The 20,643-nt window shown below is 71.7% G+C and carries 21 protein-coding genes; 8 read left to right on the forward strand and 13 right to left on the reverse strand.

From position 1 onward, the window contains the following. Nucleotides 1-90: 90 nt before the first annotated feature. Nucleotides 91-1,053 (reverse strand): DMT family transporter, encoded by a 963-nt coding sequence (locus ACFC1X_RS31505; RefSeq protein WP_376360180.1) that lies wholly within the window; start codon nt 1,051-1,053, stop codon nt 91-93. Nucleotides 1,054-1,268: 215 nt separating this feature from the next. Here ACFC1X_RS31505 and ACFC1X_RS31510 point away from each other — a divergent pair, with 215 nt between their 5' ends. After that, nucleotides 1,269-1,721, forward strand: coding sequence for an NUDIX hydrolase (locus tag ACFC1X_RS31510; RefSeq protein WP_376360183.1), 453 nt, complete (start codon nt 1,269-1,271; stop codon nt 1,719-1,721). A gap of 7 nt (nt 1,722-1,728) precedes the next feature. On the opposite strand, the gene ACFC1X_RS31515 is transcribed toward ACFC1X_RS31510, so the two are convergent. Together ACFC1X_RS31515 and ACFC1X_RS31520 are read right to left on the reverse strand one after the other, a co-directional pair. Continuing rightward, a complete protein-coding gene (locus tag ACFC1X_RS31515) occupies nt 1,729-2,316 on the reverse strand; it encodes a DinB family protein (RefSeq protein WP_376360435.1) in 588 nt (195 codons plus the stop codon). A 103-nt stretch (nt 2,317-2,419) separates the two neighbouring features. Beyond that, entirely contained in the window at nt 2,420-3,949 is a 1,530-nt protein-coding gene (locus tag ACFC1X_RS31520) for an FG-GAP and VCBS repeat-containing protein (protein WP_376360185.1), read from the reverse strand. A gap of 217 nt (nt 3,950-4,166) precedes the next feature. On the opposite strand from ACFC1X_RS31520, the gene ACFC1X_RS31525 reads away from it, so the two are divergent. Then, on the forward strand, nt 4,167-4,841 hold the full coding sequence (locus ACFC1X_RS31525) for a hypothetical protein (RefSeq protein WP_376360188.1): 675 nt from the start codon (nt 4,167-4,169) through the stop codon (nt 4,839-4,841). A gap of 37 nt (nt 4,842-4,878) precedes the next feature. Here the strand turns inward: ACFC1X_RS31525 and ACFC1X_RS31530 are convergent, their stop codons facing one another. After that, complete coding sequence (locus tag ACFC1X_RS31530; RefSeq protein WP_376360191.1) at nt 4,879-7,737, reverse strand: FAD-linked oxidase C-terminal domain-containing protein; 2,859 nt, start codon at nt 7,735-7,737, stop codon at nt 4,879-4,881. A gap of 111 nt (nt 7,738-7,848) precedes the next feature. Here ACFC1X_RS31530 and serC point away from each other — a divergent pair, with 111 nt between their 5' ends. Beyond that, nucleotides 7,849-8,967: a phosphoserine transaminase gene (gene serC / locus ACFC1X_RS31535; protein WP_352156103.1), complete on the forward strand. Its 1,119-nt coding sequence runs from the start codon at nt 7,849-7,851 to the stop codon at nt 8,965-8,967. A gap of 77 nt (nt 8,968-9,044) precedes the next feature. Here serC and ACFC1X_RS31540 read toward each other — a convergent pair whose 3' ends face one another. Continuing rightward, complete coding sequence (locus ACFC1X_RS31540) at nt 9,045-9,995, reverse strand: hypothetical protein (protein WP_376360195.1); 951 nt, start codon at nt 9,993-9,995, stop codon at nt 9,045-9,047. A gap of 83 nt (nt 9,996-10,078) precedes the next feature. Here ACFC1X_RS31540 and ACFC1X_RS31545 point away from each other — a divergent pair, with 83 nt between their 5' ends. Together ACFC1X_RS31545 and ACFC1X_RS31550 are read left to right on the forward strand one after the other, a co-directional pair. Next, complete coding sequence (locus tag ACFC1X_RS31545) at nt 10,079-10,429, forward strand: ATP-binding protein (protein ID WP_376360198.1); 351 nt, start codon at nt 10,079-10,081, stop codon at nt 10,427-10,429. Further along, nucleotides 10,407-10,685, forward strand: a complete 279-nt coding sequence (locus ACFC1X_RS31550; RefSeq protein ID WP_376360201.1) for a hypothetical protein — start codon at nt 10,407-10,409, stop codon at nt 10,683-10,685. Before ACFC1X_RS31545 ends, ACFC1X_RS31550 begins: the two co-directional genes overlap by 23 nt. Before the next feature lie 30 nt (nt 10,686-10,715). Here ACFC1X_RS31550 and ACFC1X_RS31555 read toward each other — a convergent pair whose 3' ends face one another. Both ACFC1X_RS31555 and ACFC1X_RS31560 read right to left on the reverse strand, forming a co-directional pair. Further along, nucleotides 10,716-11,015 carry a DUF6087 family protein gene (locus ACFC1X_RS31555; protein ID WP_376360204.1) on the reverse strand — a complete coding sequence of 100 codons (300 nt, stop codon included), beginning with the start codon at nt 11,013-11,015 and terminating at the stop codon, nt 10,716-10,718. A gap of 352 nt (nt 11,016-11,367) precedes the next feature. After that, on the reverse strand, nt 11,368-12,054 hold the full coding sequence (locus ACFC1X_RS31560; protein ID WP_376360207.1) for an N-acyl homoserine lactonase family protein: 687 nt from the start codon (nt 12,052-12,054) through the stop codon (nt 11,368-11,370). A gap of 255 nt (nt 12,055-12,309) precedes the next feature. Here ACFC1X_RS31560 and ACFC1X_RS31565 point away from each other — a divergent pair, with 255 nt between their 5' ends. Beyond that, nucleotides 12,310-13,506: a methyltransferase domain-containing protein gene (locus ACFC1X_RS31565; RefSeq protein ID WP_376360210.1), complete on the forward strand. Its 1,197-nt coding sequence runs from the start codon at nt 12,310-12,312 to the stop codon at nt 13,504-13,506. A 37-nt stretch (nt 13,507-13,543) separates the two neighbouring features. Here the strand turns inward: ACFC1X_RS31565 and ACFC1X_RS31570 are convergent, their stop codons facing one another. The 5 genes from ACFC1X_RS31570 to ACFC1X_RS31590 all read right to left on the reverse strand — a co-directional run bounded on the left by ACFC1X_RS31570 (nt 13,544) and on the right by ACFC1X_RS31590 (nt 17,965). Further along, a complete protein-coding gene (locus ACFC1X_RS31570) occupies nt 13,544-14,218 on the reverse strand; it encodes a response regulator (RefSeq protein WP_376360213.1) in 675 nt (224 codons plus the stop codon). Further along, on the reverse strand, nt 14,215-15,426 hold the full coding sequence (locus ACFC1X_RS31575; RefSeq protein ID WP_376360216.1) for a sensor histidine kinase: 1,212 nt from the start codon (nt 15,424-15,426) through the stop codon (nt 14,215-14,217). Before ACFC1X_RS31575 ends, ACFC1X_RS31570 begins: the two co-directional genes overlap by 4 nt. Nucleotides 15,427-15,428: 2 nt before the next feature. Continuing rightward, on the reverse strand, nt 15,429-15,959 hold the full coding sequence (locus ACFC1X_RS31580; RefSeq protein WP_376360219.1) for a hypothetical protein: 531 nt from the start codon (nt 15,957-15,959) through the stop codon (nt 15,429-15,431). A 138-nt stretch (nt 15,960-16,097) separates the two neighbouring features. Beyond that, nucleotides 16,098-16,922 (reverse strand): ABC transporter permease, encoded by an 825-nt coding sequence (locus ACFC1X_RS31585; protein WP_376360221.1) that lies wholly within the window; start codon nt 16,920-16,922, stop codon nt 16,098-16,100. Continuing rightward, on the reverse strand, nt 16,919-17,965 hold the full coding sequence (locus tag ACFC1X_RS31590; RefSeq protein WP_376360224.1) for an ATP-binding cassette domain-containing protein: 1,047 nt from the start codon (nt 17,963-17,965) through the stop codon (nt 16,919-16,921). The genes ACFC1X_RS31585 and ACFC1X_RS31590 overlap by 4 nt, the downstream gene beginning before the upstream one ends. A gap of 90 nt (nt 17,966-18,055) precedes the next feature. Between ACFC1X_RS31590 and ACFC1X_RS31595 the strand changes: the two genes are divergently transcribed. Continuing rightward, complete coding sequence (locus tag ACFC1X_RS31595; RefSeq protein WP_376360227.1) at nt 18,056-18,871, forward strand: TetR/AcrR family transcriptional regulator; 816 nt, start codon at nt 18,056-18,058, stop codon at nt 18,869-18,871. On the opposite strand, the gene ACFC1X_RS31600 is transcribed toward ACFC1X_RS31595, so the two are convergent. Next, entirely contained in the window at nt 18,845-19,822 is a 978-nt protein-coding gene (locus ACFC1X_RS31600) for a WD40 repeat domain-containing protein (protein ID WP_376360230.1), read from the reverse strand. The two genes, ACFC1X_RS31595 and ACFC1X_RS31600, sit on opposite strands and share 27 nt — an antisense overlap. A 121-nt stretch (nt 19,823-19,943) precedes the next feature. Here ACFC1X_RS31600 and ACFC1X_RS31605 point away from each other — a divergent pair, with 121 nt between their 5' ends. Continuing rightward, entirely contained in the window at nt 19,944-20,624 is a 681-nt protein-coding gene (locus ACFC1X_RS31605; RefSeq protein WP_376360233.1) for a GDSL-type esterase/lipase family protein, read from the forward strand. Nucleotides 20,625-20,643: the final 19 nt, after the last annotated feature.

Below are 20,643 nucleotides of genomic sequence, written 5' to 3' on the forward strand. Positions count from 1 at the left end.
ACCGAAGCCGACCGGCACCCGTCAGCCAAACCCGCCAACTTGGTACCGAAGGCAACTCATGTGGTGCCCGACCGACTCACAACCAGATCACTAGGGCACGTCCGGGAGCACCTTGGCCCGCCCCCGCCCCACCTGGGTCCGCACCGCCCCCATGCTGGCCGCGATCACCAGGGCGATGGCCGCGGACTGGGTGGCGGAGAGGGCCTGGTCGAGGATGAGGAAGCCGGCCGTGGCGGCGATGGCGGGCTCCAGGCTCATCAGGATGGCGAAGGTGGGGGCGGGCAGGCGGCGCAGGGCGAGGAGTTCGAGGGTGTAGGGGAGGACGGAGGAGAGCAGGGCGACCCCGGCGCCCAGCGCGACCGTGGCCGGGTCCAGGAGCTTGCCGCCCGACTCGGCGATGCCCAGCGGCAGGAACAGCAGCGCGCCGACCGCCATCGCGAGCGCCAGCCCGTCGGCCTGCGGGAAGCGGCGCCCGGTGCGGGCGCTGAAGACGATGTACGCCGCCCACATCGCGCCCGCCCCGAGCGCGAAGGCGGCACCGGCCGGGTCGAGGCCCTCGAAGCCGCCGCCACCGAGCAGGAAGACGCCGGCCAGGGCGAGCGCCGCCCAGACCAGGTTGACCGCGCGGCGGGAGGCGACGACGGACAGGGCGAGCGGGCCGAGCACCTCCAGGGTGACGGCGGGGCCGAGGGGGATGCGGTCGACGGCCTGGTAGAAGAGGCCGTTCATACCGGCCATGGCGATGCCGAAGACGACGACCGTGCCCCAGTCGGCCCGCGAGTGCCCGCGCAGCCGGGGCCGGCAGATCAGCAGCAGTACGACGGCGGCCACGGCAAGCCGCAGGGTCACCACACCGAGCGCGCCGGCCCGGGGCATCAGGGTCACCGCCAGCGCCGCGCCGAACTGCACGGAGAGGCCGCCGGCGAGGACCAGGCCGACCGGGCCGAGGGAACCCCGTCGCCCGCCCGGCACGGACTGGTGGCCGGTGGCGGGCGCCGCCTCCGCGCCGGCCACGGGGGCGGCGGCGGGGGCCGGGGTGCTGGGGGTGCTCACGGTGGCTCCGGGTCGTCGGGAGTAGGTCTGGGAGGAGGGCTGGGCATGAGATTGTTCATCACACTGTACGTCACGGTGCACAGCAATGGACCAAGTCAGGCGCATAGCCCCGCCACGCAACTGTCGCGAGCGGGGAGGGTCGCTGTCAACGGACTTCCGGCATGTGGGCGGACTCGCCCGAAGGGCCCTTTCGGCGAGGGGGTAGCGTCCGCACCGTGAGACGACTCGTTGCCCGCCTCTGGCGCCTGCTGCGCCCCGTACAGAGCCGTGTGATGTGGCTCCTGCACACCAAGTACGTCGTCGGCGTGACCGGCGTCGTGCGCGACGACGAGGGACGGGTCCTGCTGCTGAAGCACCGGATGTGGCCGCCGGGCCGCCAGTGGGGTCTGCCGAGCGGCTTCGCGCGCAAGGGCGAGGACTTCCGGGAGACGGTCGTCCGCGAGGTGAAGGAGGAGACCGCCCTCGACGTCGAGGTGGGCCGCCTGGTCATGCTCAACAGCGGCCTGCGCACCCGGCTCGAAGTGGCGTACGAGGCCCGGCTGCTGGGCGGCGAACTCCGCATCGACCCCTTCGAGATCCTGGAGGCCCGCTGGTGCCGCCCCGACGAGCTGCCCGAGGACAGCCAGCCGGTGTGCGGTCCGCTGGTGCGGGGCGGGACGACGCCCTGAGGAACGGTCAGCCCATGCTCTTCGCCCCGTCCAGGGACTCCCGGACGATGTCGGCGTGGCCGGCGTGCTGGGCGGTCTCGGCGATGACGTGCAGCAGCACCCGACGGACCGACCACTGCGCGGCGGGCTCGAACCACGGGGCCTTCGGCAGCGGCTGTGTGGCGTCCAGGTCGGGCAGCGTGGCGACCAGGTCGTCGGTCCGGCGGGCGACCTCGGCGTAGTCGGCCAGTACACCGGCGAGCGTCTCGCCGGGCAGCATCCGGAACTCGTCGGCGCGCTGGGCCCAGTCGGCCTCGGTCATGGCCGTGAAGTCCCCCATCGCGGACGGGCCGTCCAGGATGAAGTCCGCCCAGCCCCTCTCGACCGAGGTCACGTGCTTGATCAGGCCGCCGAGGCACAGTTCGCCGGCGGTGGTCCGGAGCCCGGCCTGCTCGTCGGTGAGGTCACGGGTGGTGAAGCGCAGGAAGTGCCGGTGCTTGGCCAGCACCTCCAGCAGGTCGGCGCGCTCACCGCTGAGGGCCGGGGCCTCGGCCAGGTCGCGGGTGGTCGACTCGCGGGTGGTCGACTCGCTGGTGGTCAGGTCGTCGAGGGTCATGGTCTCCGCCTTCCGGTGTTCCGGTCCGTCGTCGGAGACCACGCTATGGGCCATCGAGGTCAAATTGTGTCCTAGATCGGAGCCGCCCCGGCGCTCAATTCGGCTAGTGGGCGATTCCCCCGCCGCCCATCAGCAGGCCCAGCCCTTCCGTGTCGTCGAAGGCGTCGCCGGACAGCCGGGTGGCGCCCTCGGTGGCGGGTCCCTTCGCCGTGCCGGGGAGCACCCAGGCCACGCTGTCGATCGTGTCGCTGCCCGGTGCGGTCACCACGAGGTCGTCGTGTCCGTCGCCGTCCAGGTCGGTGAGGCCCAGGGAGCTGCCGAAGTCGGCCTGCCCGTCGGGGGTGGCGCCGAGGTCGCTCCCGTCGAAGAGGCGGGCACCCTGACCACTGAGCCCGTCCGGTCCGCCCGCTAGGAACAGCACCTGCTCCAGACCCGGCTTTCCGTAGATGTCCCACCGGGGAGCGCCGGCGACCACGTCCGCATATCCGTCGCCGTTGACGTCCCCGACGTCGAGGGAGGTGAAGACGGCGTCCTCGTCCTGGGGTTCCTCGCCCGGCACGCCCGGGGTGTCGCGGTCGACGGTCGGCGTCCGCTCGCCCGGCCCGGACTCCGAGCCGTACACGACCGTCACCGCACTGCGGCTCGCGTCGCCGCCCCGGGGGGTGAGGACGAGGTCGCCGAAGCCGTCGCCGTCCACGTCGCCGATGGCCCCCGTCCCGGCGTCGGGGAGGCGGACGCCCCGCGGCTGCGTGAAGCCGTCCCGGCCACCGTGCAGGTAGCTCACGGGTCTGACCTGCTCGGACCAGGGGCCCTCGGGGTCCGGATCGGCGTTGTGGAAGCTCACCAGGTCGTCGACGCCGTCGCCGTCGAGGTCCCCGGCGACGAGATCGCCGAAGTTCGCGGTGTCGACGTCCGGCGCGGGCCGTCGCGGCGCGGGGACGCGGTCCGTGGCGGCCGGGGTGCCGTCGCGCCCGAAGGGACCCTTGAGCAGCCCCTTGTCGGAGCCGAGCCCGAAGACCAGGTCGGGGTGCCCGTCCCCGTCGAAGTCACCGGCGGCGAGCTGCTCCTCCAGGATCGGGTCGTTGTCCCAGGCGACGTGGCTGCCGTCCGTGTCCGGCACGCGCGTGGCACTCGACAGCCCCTCCTCCGACCCCCACACGATGATCACGCTCGGCTTCCAGTCGAAGACGGCGGTGGCGAGGTCGGTGTACCCGTCCCCGTCGAAGTCCCGCGCCACCGCGTCGCTCCCGAAGAACGCCTCGTCACGGTTCTTGCCGGGTATCCCGGGGTCGTCCTGAGTGAGGTACTGGCACCGCCCGACCCGCGTCCCGTCCCCCGTCCCGTAGGCGACCTCGATACTCCCGCCCCCACTCCCGCCCTCGACACTGCCGCCCGCACCGAAGGCCAGGTCGGGCTTGCCGTCCCCGTCGAAGTCGGCCGGGGACATGGTGCCCTTCGGGGCGGGCGCAGAGCTCTCCGGCGCGGAGCGGCCCGACGCCCCGGTGGCAGGCACGGTGCCCTCGGCCGAGGTCCGGCACGCGTACGGCGCGGCAATGCCCTCCGGCTCGCCGCCCACGACCAGCACCCCCACGCCGACGGCCAGGGCGATGGCACTCGCACCGGCGCCGATCACCCACGTCCGTTTGCCGACACGTCGCCGCGGCGCCGCCGCCTGATCATCCGAACCGTCCATAGGAATGATCACGCATCGGCGGCGTCACGCGGTTCCGATCAAGCCCCCGGGGCGGCGTCGCTGCGCGTCCGCGACCTCCTCCCCCGCGCCCCAACTGAACGCATCCATCGGCGCCGATCCGGAGCACGCGGGGCCCCTGACGGTCGAGACTCCATACATGACCGTTCCCGTGCCGCTGGCCACAGCAGAAGAGATACGCACTCACCTCGTCGACCAACTCAACCAGGCGCTCCGCAGAGCCGGGATGTTCGGCGGGGAAGTGGCGCTGAGGTTACTGATCGACCACCTGCTGTTCGTTGAACGCCGACCGGAGGCGTTCGCCCGGCAGCAGCAGGAGTGGGAGGAGCGGGGGCTGTGGTCCTGCATCGGTGTAAGAGGTGCCTTCCGTGACGCGATGCTCGGGCACAGCGACGAATACGGCATGGCTTCGGTGTACGGCGAGTTCGCGCAGCGATGCGGTTGGCTCAGTCCGGATCGTGTTCTCGCGCCGCGAGCGTACGAGGACCTCGTCGGCCGGGTCCGGCGGTGGGCCGGGAAGGACCGCACCTGGGCGGACGTGACGACGGAGTTCGGCGAGCCCTCAGTCCTGTTCGGAGGCACCAATCCCCGATACGGCAAGACGCTCGGCTACCTCAGCGAGGATCCCGAACAGCCGATGGTGTTCTTCCACCTGTGGAACGACTTCGAACGCGAAGCCGAGCAACCGCTTCTCCTGGCTGTGCGCTTCAGCGGTCAGCCGCTCCCCCACGCTCTCACCTTCACTCCTCAGGGAGAACTCAGGCGGTCGGCGACGGGCGAACCGTGTTCGTCGGCACCACCCTCCCGGCCTTGACCCGCGCCGTCCGTCCAGGCGTCCGTCCAGGCGCCCGTCACTCCCCCTCCAACCCTTCCGCCAACACCTCCGCCAAATGCCGCCCCCGCACCCCCGCCAACTGCTCCAACTGCGTCCGGCACGAGAAGCCGTCCGCCAGGACCACCGCCCCGTCCGGTGCCTCGCGTACCGTCGGGAGGAGTTGGTCCTCGGCGCAGGCGGTCGAGACCTCGTAGTGGCCGGTCTCGAAGCCGAAGTTGCCGGCGAGGCCGCAGCAGCCGCCGGTCAGTTCGCCGGTCAGGCCCGCTGCCTCGCGCAGGCGGCGGTCGGGGGCGTCGCCCAGGACCGCGTGCTGGTGGCAGTGGGTCTGGCCGGTGACCGGGCGGTCCACGGCGGGCGGGGTCCAGTGGGGGGCGTGGCGTTCCAGGGTCTCCGCGAAGGTCAGTACGCGGGAGGCGAGGCGGGCCGCCCGGGGGTCGTCGTGGAGCAGTTCCGGGAGGTCCGTGCGCAGGGCCGCCGCGCAGCTCGGTTCGAGGACGACGACCGGCGCCGACGTCTCCAGCACCGGGGCCATCAGGTCCAGCGTGCGCCGCATCACCGCGCGGGCCTGGTCCAGTTGGCCCGTCGACACGTAGGTCAGGCCGCAGCAGACCCGGCCCCGGCGGGCGGTGAGGAGGGCGGTGGCCGAGGTCGAGGTGCCGTCGCCCACCCGGGCGCGTCCCCGCAGGGTCGGTGGCAGCGCCACGCGCAGTCCCGCCGCCTCCAGTACCCGTACGGCCGCCCGGCCCACGGACGGCGACAGGTGTTCGGTGAAGGTGTCGGGCCAGAGGACCACCAGGTCGCCGGGGCGATCCGGACTTGAAGGACGCCGGCGCCACCAGCGGGTGAACGGCTCGCGGGCCAGGCGCGGCAGGTCCCGCTCGGCCGCGATGCCGCCCAGGCGCTTCGCCACGGACGCCAGAGGGCCGACGGAGGCGAGCGCGTTGACGACCGGCGCCGCACGCGCCCGTGCCGCCCAGCGCAGCCACACCGGCAGCCTGCCCATCGCGTAGTGGGCGGCGGGGCGGCGGCGCCCCGCGTAGTGGTGGTGCAGGAACTCCGCCTTGTACGTGGCCATGTCGACCTCGACCGGGCAGTCGGAGCGGCAGCCCTTGCAGGACAGGCACAGGTCGAGCGCGTCCCGGACCTCCGTCGAACGCCAGCCGTCCGTCACCAGCTCGCCCGCGAGCATCTCGTGGAGGAGGCGGGCGCGCCCGCGGGTCGAGTGCTCCTCCTCCCCGGTCGCGCGGAAGGACGGGCACATGACGGACGAACCGGCCGCCGACGTCGTACGGCACTTGGCGACCCCCACACAGCGCCGTACCGCCGCCGAGAAGTCACCGCCGTCGGACGGGTAGCCGAACGCCACGTCCACCGGCTCGCGCGGCAGGACGGAGAAGCGGAGGTTGGTGTCCAACGGCGCCGGGCGAACCAGCATGCCCGGGTTGAGGAGGTCGTCCGGGTCCCAGACGGCCTTCGCGCGTTCGAAGAGGGCGACCGTCTCCGCGCCGTACATCCGCGGCAGCAGCTCCGCCCGCGCCTGCCCGTCCCCGTGCTCACCGGAGAGCGAGCCCCCGTGCGCCACGACGACGTCCGCCAGCTCCTCCGAGAAGCGGCGGAAGCGCGCGACGCCCGCGTCCGTCAGCAGGTCGAAGTCGATGCGTACGTGGATGCAGCCGTCGCCGAAGTGGCCGTACGGTGTGCCGCGCAAACCGTGAGAGGTCAGCAGCGCCCTGAAGTCGCGCAGGTAGGCGCCCAGGCGGGCCGGGGGCACCGCGCAGTCCTCCCAGCCGGGCCACGCCTCCGACCCGTCCGGCATCCGCGTCGCCGTACCGCTCGCGTCCTCCCGCACGCGCCACAGCGTCCGCTGGCCCGCCGGGTCGGTCACCACGCGGGCGTCCACGACGTCGGCCGCCCGCACGATCGCCTCCGCACGCGCGCGTGCCTCCGCCTCCGAGTCGCCGCCGGTCTCCACGAACAGCCAGGCCCCGCCCCGGGGCAGCCCTTCCGTGGACGGCACCAGGTCGGCCGCCATCCCCTCCACCGTCAGCGGGGCGTACGGCAGCAGCCCGGCCGCCGCCTCCGCCGCCCCGGCCTCGTCGGGGTAGCCCAGCACCGCCAGCGCACGCGCGTGCGGCGCCTCGACCAGCCGTACGGACGCCTCGGTCAGCACGCCCAGCGTGCCCTCGGAGCCGCAGAAGGAGCGGGCCACGTCCGCGCCCCGCTCCGGCAGCAGCGCGTCCAGCGCGTAGCCGGAGATACGGCGGGGCAGGTCGGGGAAGCCCGTGCGCAGGCGCGCCAGGTCGGCGTCGACGAGGGCGCGCAGGCCGTCCGGCGCGCCGGCCCACTCCTGCCCGAGCCGGAGCCGCTTCCCGCGCGCGGTGAGCACCGTCAGCTCGCGCACGCTGTCGGCCGTCGTGCCCCACGCCACCGAGTGGGAGCCGCACGAGTTGTTGCCGATCATGCCGCCGAGCGTGCACCGGCTGTGGGTGGAGGGGTCGGGTCCGAAGCGCAGGCCGTGCGGGGCGGCGGCGTCCTGGAGGCGGTCGAGGACCAGGCCCGGCTGTACCACGGCCGCGCGCGCCTCCGCGTCGAGGGAGACCAGCCGGTTCATGTGCCGGGTGAAGTCCACCACCACGCCCGTGCCGGTCGCCTGCCCGGCGATCGACGTGCCGCCGCCCCGCGCGACGACCGGCACCCCGTGCTCCCGGCACACCTCCAGCACGGCCGCCACGTCGTCGGCGTCTCTGGGCGCCACCACGCCGAGCGGGACCCTCCGGTAGTTGGACGCGTCCATCGTCGTCAGCGCGCGGGAGGTGACGTCGAACCCGACCTCGCCGCGGACGGCCCTGCGCAGTGCTGCCTCCAGATCGGTCATGTCATCCAGCATGGGCTCTTGTGGTTCGCTACAGGTCCGCAAGGCGGAGATCTCGTCTCATCGGACGGACATGGCTTCGTCCGGTTTGGCCGACGGGATACCCTCCGGCACGTGGCTGAGATCCAGATTCCTGCTGACATCAAGCCCGCGGACGGTCGATTCGGCGCGGGTCCCTCCAAGGTGCGGGTGGAGGCGCTGGACGCCCTGGCCGCCACCGGTACGTCCCTCCTCGGCACCTCCCACCGACAGGCTCCGGTCAAGAACCTGGTCGGCAAGGTCCGTGAGGGCATCCGCGAGCTGTTCCGGCTCCCCGACGGCTACGAGGTGATCCTCGGCAACGGCGGCTCCACCGCGTTCTGGGACGTCGCGACCCACGGACTGATCGAGAACAGGTCGCAGCACCTGAGCTTCGGCGAGTTCTCCTCCAAGTTCGCCAAGGCCGCCAAGCTCGCCCCGTGGCTGGCCGAGCCGACCGTCGTCTCCTCCGACCCGGGCACCCACCCCGACGCGCACGCCGAGGCCGGCGTGGACGTGTACGCGTTCACCCACAACGAGACCTCGACCGGCGTCGCCATGCCCATCAAGCGGGTCGCCGGGGCCGACGAGGGCTCCCTCGTGCTGGTCGACGCGACGTCCGGCGCCGGCGGTCTGCCGGTCGACATCGCCGAGACCGACGTCTACTACTTCGCCCCGCAGAAGTCCTTCGCCTCCGACGGCGGCCTGTGGATCGGCGTCTTCTCCCCGGCCGCGATCGAGCGCGCCGAGCGGATCCACGCGAGCGGCCGCCACGTCCCGGAGTTCTTCTCCCTCCCGACGGCGATCGACAACTCCCGCAAGAACCAGACGTACAACACCCCGGCCCTCGCCACGCTCTTCCTGCTGGGCGAGCAGCTGGACTGGATGAACGGCCAGGGCGGCCTCGACTTCACCACCGGCCGCACCAAGGACTCCTCGACCCGCCTCTACTCGTGGGCGGAGGAGGCCAAGTACGCCACCCCGTTCGTCTCCGACCCGGCCAAGCGCTCGCAGGTCATCGGCACCATCGACTTCGCCGACGACATCGACGCCGCCGCCGTCGCCAAGGTGCTGCGCGCCAACGGCGTCGTCGACACCGAGCCGTACCGCAAGCTCGGCCGCAACCAGCTGCGCGTGGCGATGTTCCCGGCGATCGACCCGGCGGACGTCGAGGCGCTGACGAAGTGCGTCGACTACGTGATCGACAAGCTGTAGCGGCTGCTACTTCCTGTACGACTACGGAGGGCGCCCGGCGGATCATCCGCCGGGCGCCCTGCGCGCATCCGTACGCTCTACTCCTCGACGAACAGCTCCTCGGCGTGCGCCACGCTCAGGGAGCGGTCGAGCCAGGTGCCCAGCACGTCGAGGTCGGTGCAGTCGGTGACCCGTTCCCGGACGGAGTCGGAGATCTCGATACCCCGAACCTCGAGAATGTGCAGAATGTCCTCGGCCTTGCCTTCTGCCTTGCCCTCGCTCTGGCCCTTGGCGCGGCCTTTGAGCCAATACTCTTCGACGATCGTGTTGCTGCCCGGAAAGTTCGGGGTGTAAGCGGCCATCAGATGCCTCCAGTAGTCACGTCCCGGGCCCTCACCCAGACCGATCTCGACGATCTCCGCCCAGTCCACACGGTCCACGTCCCCGCCCTCTTCCGTCTCGGCGCTGCCCCTGGACCTGGACTCTTCGGCGTCGTCCGCCACTCCTGACGCCAGCGCGTCCAGTATGGCAGTCAGCCCCGGATCCGTGGCGTAGGCGAGTGCGGAGAAGACGGCGACTCCAAGGTCCTGTGCCGCCTCGTCCGCCTCGGTGATCACGGGAAGAATTCCAGGCCCCAGAACCAGCGGGAAGACGACCATGCTCGTATGGAAGCCGCGACCGATACGGATCGGTTCCGCCGCCCACGACGCGGTCGCCTTGTCCTTGCAGACCACCAGAAGGAACGGCGGCAACCGGTACTTGGCGTAGAGGTGTGCCAGGTAGTACGTCCAGCTGCTGTGCTTGTCCGGGTCCGGCTTGCCCTGCGACTCGACGGCGAGCACGAAGCCGCCCTCCTCGCCGGCGGCATGGACGCGGAACACACTGTCAACTCGGCGCTCAAGTGGTCTGATCTCGGTGAGATCGGTGTCCACGGGCTCGATCGCGGTGTACTCCGGGAAACCAATGCCCGCCCGGGGCAGAAGCCGGGCGAACAGCCCCGGATCCGCCCGGAAGATCCGGTGCAAGGCTTCATGCGGTGAACTGACCATGCGACGGAACGTATTCGCGCGGGCAAGCTGCCCGCGGGCATTCGACCAGGGCTCAGCCAAAAGAGTGAAAGTGCCGGTGGCCTATGCCAAAGCTCGCGGACTGGGGCGTTGCCGATGAACTGACGCATGCTGTCGTCCTGTTGGCCACCGAACTCGTCACCAACGCCGTACTCCACTGCCGCATCTCGTACGCGCAGGTCAGGGTCACCCTCGCCCTGGACGGACCCGACCTGGTCCTGGAGGTCTCCGACCCGGACCGGGACAGGCTCCCCCGGCTCCACGACCCCGGCCCCGACGACGAGGGCGGACGCGGACTGGCCCTCGTATCGGCACTGTCGGACGACTGGGGTTGCCGCCAGGACCCGTACACGAAGTGCGTCTGGGCGCGGTTCACGCTCGCGGGGAGGGGCGATGTGGCTCAGGCGGCTCCGTGACGCGCTCGCCCGGCGACGCACCGACAAGACGGCGGCGGCCCTCGACCGCCAGGTACGCGAACCGGACCCGTACGTGTGGCCCCTGCCCAGCCCGTACGACGCCCGCTGGCGCCGCTGGCACAAGCGGTGCCGTGTGGCGGGCCGTTACCTGCCGTGGCCGGGTGACGAGCCTTGCTGGACGACGCCGAACCGTCCGCAGCCGTCGCCCTGGCGAACCGAGGACGACGTGGTGCGGCCGTACGTCCTCAGACCCTGATTCCGGGTGAGCCGGGCAACCAATGGCCACTTAGGAGGACGACTCGTCACCACTCTCGCCGGACGCCGGTTCGTTCACCCACCGCTGTGCCGCCGCGAGGTCCGGCGCCGTGCCCGCGGGCTCGTACCAAAATCCGCTCCACTCCTCCAGCGCCCGCGGTTCCTCGGGACGGAGGTGTCCGCCACCGCCGTGGAGCGGATGGTGCCGGCGGTATTGGTCGAGGGGCGGGCGGCGCCGCTTGTGGTACGGCGCGAGCGGGTCGTCACCGTCGACGCGGGGGCCACCACGGGACGGCTGGTTCGGCGGTCCGGGTCGGGAGTGCTTGCCCATGGCTCGATGGTCTCAGGCCGCGACCGGCGTCGGGCGCGCTGCCGCCAGATCCTGCGCGCGGGGGCGGACCTCGTCCACGTCAGCGCTGCGGTACGGCCGGGCGGCGGCCAGCAGGGTATTGAGCCGGGAGACCACCAGGGTCGAGTCGACCCGGGCCGCCTCGTCGAGGGCCTGCCGAGCTGCGGCGGCCTGATCGGGCTCACCCGCGCCGCTGGCACAAGCGGTGCCGCGCGGCGGGCCGTTACCTGCCGTGGCCGGGTGACGAGCCTTGCTGGACGACGCCGGACCGTCCGCGGCCGTCGCCCTGGCGAACCGAGGACGACGTGGTGCGGCCGTACGTCCTCAGGGGCGATCAGTCCCAGAAGGCGCCGTCGTGCGGCAGGGCAGCGAAGTGATCGGGATCGTGGGACAGGAACGTCCGGACACCTGCCCGGCCCAGCGCGCGGACTCGGCCGTAGGTGAGCAGTTTCTCCTGGATGTTCCAGTCGCTGGCCATCGGCACGTTCCCGTCCAGTCCTTCTTGCAGGTGGGCGGCGTCGCCCATGAAGGCGATTCGTTCCTGGTGGTCGAGGTCGAGGATGATTCCTTGGTGGCCGGGCGTATGGCCTGCCGTGCGGACCACGGTCAGGGTGCCGTCCAGGAACAGGTCGGTGTCTCCGGCCAGTTCGAGGAAGTCGTAGGACCGGGTGTCCCGGTAGTCGTTGAATGCGTAGCCCCGGGCCGTCCAGCGGTCCGGCCACCAGGCGTGGCGCAGTTCATCGTGCTGGACCACATGCACGGCATCCGGGAAGTAGCTCATTCCGCCGGCGTGGTCGAGATGGAGGTGGGAGTAGATCACGTACCTGACGTCGGACAGGCGGTATCCAAGGCGTTCCAGCTGCGCGTCGACGGCCTGCTCCCGGGTGAATGCCTGAGCGCCGTACGCTGCCCGAAGCCCGACGCCCCAGTAGCTTTCCGCGGCCTCCGGGTCAGCCACACGATGGTTGATACCTGTATCGAAGAGGATCAGCCCGTGCATCTCGTGCTCGATGACCGCCACTGTCGAAGGCACCGTGATCATGCCGCTCGCCCCGTACAAGAGACCTTCCTTCGGCATCGTGAAGGGCCCTGCGTCCACGGTTGTCACTCGCAATCTCGCAGCCACGGGCCACACTTTTGCATACGTGCTCCAGGCGCCTGTCGCAACACTCCGACTCCGCAACCACGTCATGTCATGGACGGCTCAGACGCGGGCATGAACCACTACGAACCCGAGCTTGAAACTGACACCGTGTGAGGGCCTAGCTTTGCCGTCGTGGATGACGGGACGCGGTGGACGGTGGGTGACCTGGCGCTTGCGACCGGGGTGTCGGTGCGGGTGTTGCGTCACTGGGACGCGTTGGGAGTGGTGTCGCCCGAACGTACGCCGAGCGGCCACCGTCGTTACGGCCCCGCGCACGTCACTCGTCTCTACCGGGCGATGGCCCTGCGCCGGACCGGACTGGGTCTTCGGCAGATCGCCGCGCTGCTGGACCAGGAGGATCCGGCCCCGGCAGCGACATTGCGCGCCCACCTCGACGACGTCGAGGAGGACCTCGAACGGCGAAGGCAGCTCCGCGACCGGCTCGAGGCCGCGCTGGAAAGTTCGGAGTCGGACCAGTTGATGAAGGTGATCGAGACCATGACCATGTTCGAGCAGTACATGCACGGCTACCGCGCCGAGGAGAGCACCCGTCTCACGGACCAGGCAGACGCCCTTGTCGAGCTGCTGCACGGCGACACCCGCTTCGGGCCCGGCGAACGAGTCCTGGAGATGGGGTGCGGCGTGGGCGCCCAGACCACCACCCTGGCGTCGCGCAGCCCGCACGCGAACTTCGTGGCGGCCGATATCGCCCCCGAATCACTGAAGTCGGCCTCACGTCGCGTCGCTGCCGCGGGTCTGACGAATGTCGAGTTCGCCGAGAAGGACGTGTTCGCCCTCCCTGAACGGGAAGGCGGCTTCGCCGAGGCGTCCTTCGACCACGTCTTCGTATGCTTCCTGCTCGAACACCTGCCCTCTCCGGTCAACGCACTGCAACGGCTGCGCCGCCTGGTCCGGCCCGGCGGCACGATCACCGTCATCGAGGGCGACCACGGCTCAACCTATTTCCATCCGGACGACGAATCCGCCCGCGCGGCCATCGCGTGCCAGGTGACACTGCAGCACCACGCCGGCGGTGACGCCCTCGTCGGCCGACGGCTCTTCCCCTTGCTGCACGAGGCGGACTGGTCGGACATCACCGTCACCCCTCGCACCGTCTATGTCGACGGCAGCCGACCGGAACTGGCCGACAGCTTCACCAGACGCACCTTCACCGCGATGATCTCCGGTGTCCGAGAGCCCGCCGTCGCGGCGGGGCTGATCGACCCGCGTACCTTCGATGCGGGCATAGCCGCCCTACGACGCACGGCCGAACCCGATGGGGTGTTCTGCTACACGTTCTTCAAGGCGGTCGCACACCGCCGGCCCTGACCGTGGCCCACGTGCGCCCGCCGGCACGGCACGCCCCTCAGGCCAGCCCCGCCCCGATGGCGCGCCGGACCGCGTCGGCGCGGTCGCGGATGTGGGACTTGGCGAACAGGTTGTTGATGTGGGTCTTGACCGTGGCCTCGCTGATGAAGAGCTTCTCGGCGATGCCCCGGTTGGACAGGCCCTGGCCGATCAGGGCGAGGACCTCGCGTTCGCGGGGTGTGAGGTCGTCCGGCAGGGGCTGCCCGGCAGGTCCCGGAGCGGGCGCCTTGGCTCTGGCCGTCGCGAGCAGCCGGTTCTGGACCTCTCGGTCGAGGACGGACTGGCCCGCGCCCGCGGCGCGGATCGCCCGGGTGATGTCCTGGCGTCCCGCGTTCTTGGTGAGGTAGCCGCGGGCTCCCGCGCCGAGCGCGCCCAGGATCGACTCGTCGTCGGCGAAGGTGGTCAGGACGACCACCGCCACGTCCGGATGCTCCTCGGTCAGGCGGCGAGTGGCCTCGATTCCGTCCATCACGGGCATGCGCAGGTCCATCAGCACCACGTCGACCGGTCCGGCGGCGACCGCCGCCAGTACTTCGCCGCCGTCCGCGGCCGCCGCGACGACGTCGATGTCCTCGGCCAGCCCGAGCACCGCGGCGAGCGGCTCCCGTACGGCGGCCTGGTCGTCCGCGACGACCACCCTCAACCGCGCCGCGCTCTCCGCCTGTTCACTCATCCTGGAATCACTGCCTCCACCTGCCAGCCGCCCTGGTCCCGTCCCTCGGTGACCGGCCCGGCGCCGACGCTCCCGCCCAGCAGAGCGACCCGTTCACGCATGCCGATCAGGCCCATGCCGCTGCCGGCTCCCGGGGTCGTCGTACGGCTGGCCCGTCCGTTGCGGATCCTCAGTGTGATCGATGCGGTGGTGAACGTCAGCTCCACGCCGACCCGTCCGCCGGGCGCGTGCCGGGCGGCGTTGGTCAGGGCCTCCTGGGCGATCCTCAGCAGGTTCTGGGTCACCTGGGCCGGCACCTCGCGGACGGTTCCGGTGACGGTGAGGGCGTCGTGGTGGCCCGCCGATTCGACCATCGCGGTCAGGCTCTCCAGCAGCGGCAGCGCGTCCTCACGCAGCGCGTGCACGGTCCACTGGGCCTGCTTCAGGCTCTCCTTGACCAGGCCGTGGGCCTTGTCGTTGGCCTCCCGGACCTTCTCCAGGTCACCGGTGTCGAGCAGGGCGTCGGCCAGTTCCAGCTGCATGTTGATCCCGGCGAGGGAGTGCGCGAGGACGTCGTGCACGTCCCGGGCGATCCGGCCGCGCTCGGTCAGGACGGCGGTCCGGGCCTCCGCGCGGGCGGCGCGTTCCGCCGACTCGGCGGCCGAGAGCGCCGAGCGGACGGCCTGGCGCTGACTGCGGTTGATGATGCCGATCACGACCGGGAAGCCGGTGGTGAGACCGACCACCCAGGGCAACTGCTCGTGTCCCGGCCCGAGGTGGAAGTACAGGACACCGGCGCAGAGCAGGGAGCACAGCGCCGCGAGGGTGAGCGCCCGCCTGGTTCCGAGCCGGTATCCGAGGTGCCCGGCGAGGAAGTAGGCGAACAGGTAGCCCGTACCGCTGCTGCTGGCACCGATCAGGGCGGCCGCCGCGGCGATGCCGAGCGTGAGCCAGCTGAGCGCGACGCGCGGAGGGACCCGGTGCTCGGGCAGGCCGCGGGCCAGCAGCGCCGCGGAGTTGACCACGAAGAGGACGGCGACCGCCAGGCCCTGGCCGCTGATCCCCATGGGCCGGATCGTCAGGGCTCCTACGGCGACGACCGCGAGGGTCAGGCCCCACTGCGCGCGCGGGTCCTGACCGGGGACGGGCACCCGGACCGGCCGCGGTCCCGCCCCCGGGTCCGGGGACGGGGTGCTCTGGGTGGCGGACACGGGCCGAACATAGCGCACGGTCAGGCCGTACCGTCGAGGACGGGCACGGCGGGGGAGACCGCCCTGGCCCGGGCGCGGCTGCGCAGGTAGATCGTGCCCACCCGCGTGACCACCTCGGTGACCGCCATCATCACGAACGCCGTCACCCATGCCTGGTCGCTCGTGATGTGGTGGGCGACGCTGAACCGGGCGACGTCGTCGGCGCCGCCGCCGTGCTCGACCCAGACCTGGAAGCCCATGCGGGCGCCCATGCCCAGCACCCACAGGATCGCCGACACGGCGCCGGCCTTGATCATGAGGTGCCCGTCGAGTGCCCGTATCCGGGTGTGGACGCCGCCCGCGACGCCGAGCGCGGCGCCCACGGCCGTCAGGACCGCGATCAGCACCAGGTCGTTGCCCGCGGTCGGCACGGAGTCCAGGTACGAGTACGCCACGAAGGCCACGATGCCCAGCGGGATCAGGAAGGTCTTGCGGTCGAGCCGGTCTTCCCGCAGCTGCCGGAAGACGACGAGGACGAGGACGATGTCGGTGATCCACTCGGTCGTTGTCATGCCCTCAAGGCTGCTCGGACGGGGCTCGCGACACCTGGACCCATGGGTGGAGGCCGGGGGTGGAGTTCCGGCGCCTTCTGCCGCCTTACTGGTCTCCACCCCCGGCCTCCACCCCCGGCCCGCAGGCCCTGGACGCCCTTACCGGCTCAGCCGCTGGAACCGCCGTACCGCCAGCGGCAGGAAGACCGCCGTCAGGATCACCGGCCACACGACCGCCATCAGCAGCGCATGCTGCTCGATCCACGTGTCGCCGCCGCCGACCGGGGTGCCGAACAGGTCGCGGGCGGCCGCCGCCGTGGAGGAGATGGGGTTCCAGGCGGCCACCCAGCCCAGCCAGTCGGGCATGAGCTGCGGGGCGACGAAGATGCTGGAGATCATCGTCAAGGGGAAGGCGACCGCGAACAGGCCGCCCGCCGCCTCCGGGTTGGGGACGAGCAGGCCCAGCCACACGCCGATCCAGATCAGCGCGAACCGCAGCCACAGCAGCAGCCCGAACGCGGCCAGGAAGCCCCAGCCGCCGTCCGGACGCCAGCCCATGGCCATCGCGGTCAGCATCATGATGGCCAGCTCGGCGCAGGCGGCCAGCAGGTCGGTGACGCCGCGTCCGGCCACCACCGCGGAGGAGGCCATCGGCATGGAGCGGAAGCGGTCGATGACGCCCTTGGTGGAGTCGTAGACGACGAGCGTCGCGGTGTTGATGAAGCCGAACGCCATGGTCATCACGAACATGCCCGGCATCAGGAAGTCCTTGTAGTCCCCGCCGCCCGGCACCGTCATCGCGCTGCCGAAGACGTAGCCGTACAGGAGGACGGAGAGGATCGGGAAGCCCAGCTGCCAGGCGATGTTGACGGGCTGGCGCTGGTAGTGGAGCAGGCCGCGGCGGACGATGTTGCCGCAGTCGGCGAGCAGCCAGTACAGGCGCCCGCGCTCGGGCGGTGCCGTGGTCGGGTCGAGGGCACTCATGCCGACACCGTCTCCTTCTCCGCACGATCCGAGCGATCCGTGCGATCCGTGCGATCCGAGCGATCCGTGCGATCCGAGCGATCCGTGCCGTCCGTGCGATCCGTACGGTGTCCGGTCAGGCGCAGGAACACGTCGTCGAGGCTCGGCCTGCGCAGCCCGATGTCCTCCACGGCGACGCCCTCGTCCTGGAGGGTGCGCGCCACCTCGGTCAGCGCGGACACCCGGTCGGTGACCGGGGCGTGCACGCGCAGCGTCTCCTCGTCGGCCTCGGGCTCGCCCTCGCAGACCCGGGCGACCACCTTCACCGCCCGTGGCAGGTCGGCCCGTTCGGCGACCACGACCTCGACGCGGTCGCCGCCGACCAGGTTCTTCAGGCCATCCGGGGTGTCGTCCGCGATCGACCGGCCCTGGTCGATGACGGTGATGCGGGAGGCCAGCTTGTCGGCCTCCTCCAGGTACTGCGTGGTCAGCAGCACGGTGGTGCCGTCCGCCACCAGGGCCCGCACCGATTCCCAGACCTCGCCCCGGCTGCGGGGGTCGAGGCCGGTCGTCGGCTCGTCCAGGAACAGGACGGACGGGGCGAGGATCATCGAGGCGGCGAGGTCGAGGCGGCGCCGCATGCCGCCGCTGTACTTGCCGACGCCCCGGTCGGCGGCGTCGGTCAGGTCGAACTGCTCCAGCAGCTCGACGGCGCGGGCGCGGGCCCGGCGGCCGCCGAGGTGGAACAGGCGCCCGAACATCTCCAGGTTCTGCCGGCCGGTGAGCACCTCGTCCACCGCCGCGTACTGCCCGGTCAGGCCGATCCGGGCGCGCACCTCGCGCGGCTGCCGGGCGACGTCGAGGCCGGCCACCTCGGCCCGGCCCCCGTCCAGCCGGATCAGCGTGGACAGGATGCGTACCGCCGTGGTCTTGCCCGCGCCGTTCGGCCCGAGCAGGCCGTGCACGGTGCCCTCGCGGACGGCCAGGTCGAAGCCGTCGAGGGCGTGCTTCTCGCCGTAGCGCTTCTCCAGGCCCTCGGCGCGAACCGCGTGTCCGTCGCTCATGGGTCCCCCTCTCACTCGCCAACTGAGTACACTGTACCCGATTACGCGTACGCCGTACCCAGTTTTTCTCCGCGGCCCTAGACTGACCCCATGGCGAGCGGCACGGAGACCAGTGGCAGCGGCGACATCGGCCGCACCCTCGAACTGTTGTGGGACACCGGCCGGCGCCCCAGCCGGGGGCCCAAGCCCGGCCTGACGCTGGAGCGGATCGTGGAGGCCGCGGTCGAGGTCGCGGACCGGGAGGGGCTCGGCGCCGTCTCGATGCGCCGCATCGCCACCGAGCTGGGCACCGGCACGATGTCCCTGTACCGCTATGTCCCCGGCAAGGGCGAGCTGCTCGACCTGATGCTGGACCGCGTGCAGCGCCCCTCGGAGAACCCCGCCGACCTCGGTGACGGCTACTGGCGCTCGGCGCTGCACGCCCTCGGCCACGCCACGCTCGCCCTCTACCGCCGCCACACCTGGCTGCTGGAGGTCAACCAGTCCCGCCCGATCCTCGGCCCGAGCGCGCTGGAGGGCATGGAGAGGGTGCTCACCCGGATCAAGCCGATGGGGCTGACCGACCCCGAGCTGCTCTCGGTGATCCTCCTCGTCGACGGATACGTCGTCGGGGCCGCCCGCACCCAGGTGTACGCGGAGGAGGCCGAGCGCACTTCGGGACTCACGGACGCGCAGTTCTGGGAGGCCCAGGAGCCCATGCTGGTGAAGGCCATGACCAGCGGGCGCTACCCCGTCCTCGCCGGGCTGTCGGAGGACACCTTCGGCCCGGGCTTCGACCACTTCGAGTTCGGCCTGCAGCGCATCCTGGACGGTCTCGAGGTCTTCGTGGCCGCCCGCAGCGCGGCGCCGGTCCCCGCCCCGGACACCGGCTCCGACTGCTCAGCGCCGCCGGAACAGCCGTCGTAGCCCGAACAGCGCGAGGCACGCCACGACCAGCCCGGCCGCGCCGACCTTGAGCGTGTCCCCGCCGGGGACGCCGGAGTCGGAGTCACCCCCGCCCGACGCGTCCGAACCGCCCCCGCCCGAGGAGCCGGCGCCGGGCGCGTCCTGGGCCTTGACCGGGCTGTTCGCGCCCTCCATGCCGAGCAGCAGCTTCGCGCCGTCGGTGGTGTAGGTGACGGACTCGCCCTGCCCGAGGGGCACGCTGATCCGGTCCTTGCGCTGGATCTTCCCGCCGTTCCAGTCGTACCAGATGCCCCCGAGGTAGCCGCGCACGGCGAGCGACTTCCCGTCCGGGGAGAACGCGGCGTCGGTGGCCCAGAGGTCGACGGGGACGGTGCGCCGGAAGACGTTGGTGCCGGAGGCGGAGAGCTTCGCCGGGCCCTCGTAGAGGTGTCCGCCGTCCTCGTTCTTGTCGATGAGGTAGACCCGCCCGGTCTTCGGGTGGACGGCCATCGACTCCGCGTCCCGGGCGCCGTCCGCGTACTTCACGACGTACTGCGTCGCCTTGACGGTCTGGTCCTTCAGTTCCTTCGGCTCGGGCAGCTCGTAGATCCACACGTACGGCCAGGTGCCGCCGAGGTTGTCCCCGATGTCGCCGACGAAGATCCTGTTGCCCGGCCCGACCGCGATCGCCTCGACGTCGCGCGGCTTGCCGACGCCGGAGAGGGCGACGCGGGCGACGGTCTCGCCGGTGGCGCCGTCGACGGCGTACAGGTAGGGCCCGTTGTCCTGGTCGTTGTGCGTCCAGTAGACGCCCGGGTGGAGGCGGGAGGCGGCGAGGCCGCTGGACTCGGTGATGCGCGGGTCCTTGATCGTGAACCCGTCGCTCCCGGGGACGCCGTCGGCTGCGGAGGCGGGCACGGCGAACGCGCCCACGAGGAGGGCCGCGGCGAGGAGGGCGAGGGGTCGGCGCATGCGCCAAGCCTGCCATCCCGCGCGGGCGTTCACGCGGACGGTCACCCTGGGTGGCCGGGCTCACATCGCGGGTGGTCGGGCTCACGTCGCGCCGCCCGGAGCGATCGTCCATGATGAGCGGATGCTCAGGTTCATGTTCGTCGGTGACTCCATGACGATCGGAAGCGCCGGCGAACACACGTGGCGCTACCGGCTGTGGCAGCACCTGTGCGCCTCGTACGGCCGCCCCTTCACCTGCGTCGGCCCGCGCGAGACGCTGCACGACCAGGTGACGGACGCCCCCACCTCGTACGCCTACGCCGAACCCGGCTTCCCGCGCGCCCACCTGGCCGGCTGGGGCGAGGGCTGGCACCACATGACGCCGCTGATCGCCGAGACGGTACGGGAGTACCGCGCGGACGTGCTCCTGGTCTCCCTGGGCCTGATCGACCTCGGCTTCTACACGAACGCGGAGCAGACCGCCGACAACGCCCGCGCCTTCGTCGCCGAGGCCCGCTCGGCCAACCCGCGCGTGCGCATGGCCGTGATGCCGGTGCTGCACAACATCCGGGTGGACGCGGACCCCACCTTCGCCGGGCAGGTCCAGCGCTTCAACGAACTCCTCGCCAAGACCGTCGCCGACCTCGACGAACCGCGCTCCTCCCTGCTGCTCGTCCCGCCGCCCGCGGAGTACGAGTTCCACGCGGACACGTACGACGGCACCCACCCGAACGAGAGCGGCGAGCACCGGATCGCGGCGGCGTTCGCCGAGGCGATGGACGAGGGGTGGGGTCTCGGCGGGCCCTACTCCGCCGCCGCGTAGACCGCCGGTCACCCGACCC

This window comes from Streptomyces sp. NPDC056128 (assembly GCF_042263835.1).
Classification (GTDB): Bacteria; Actinomycetota; Actinomycetes; order Streptomycetales; family Streptomycetaceae; genus Streptomyces.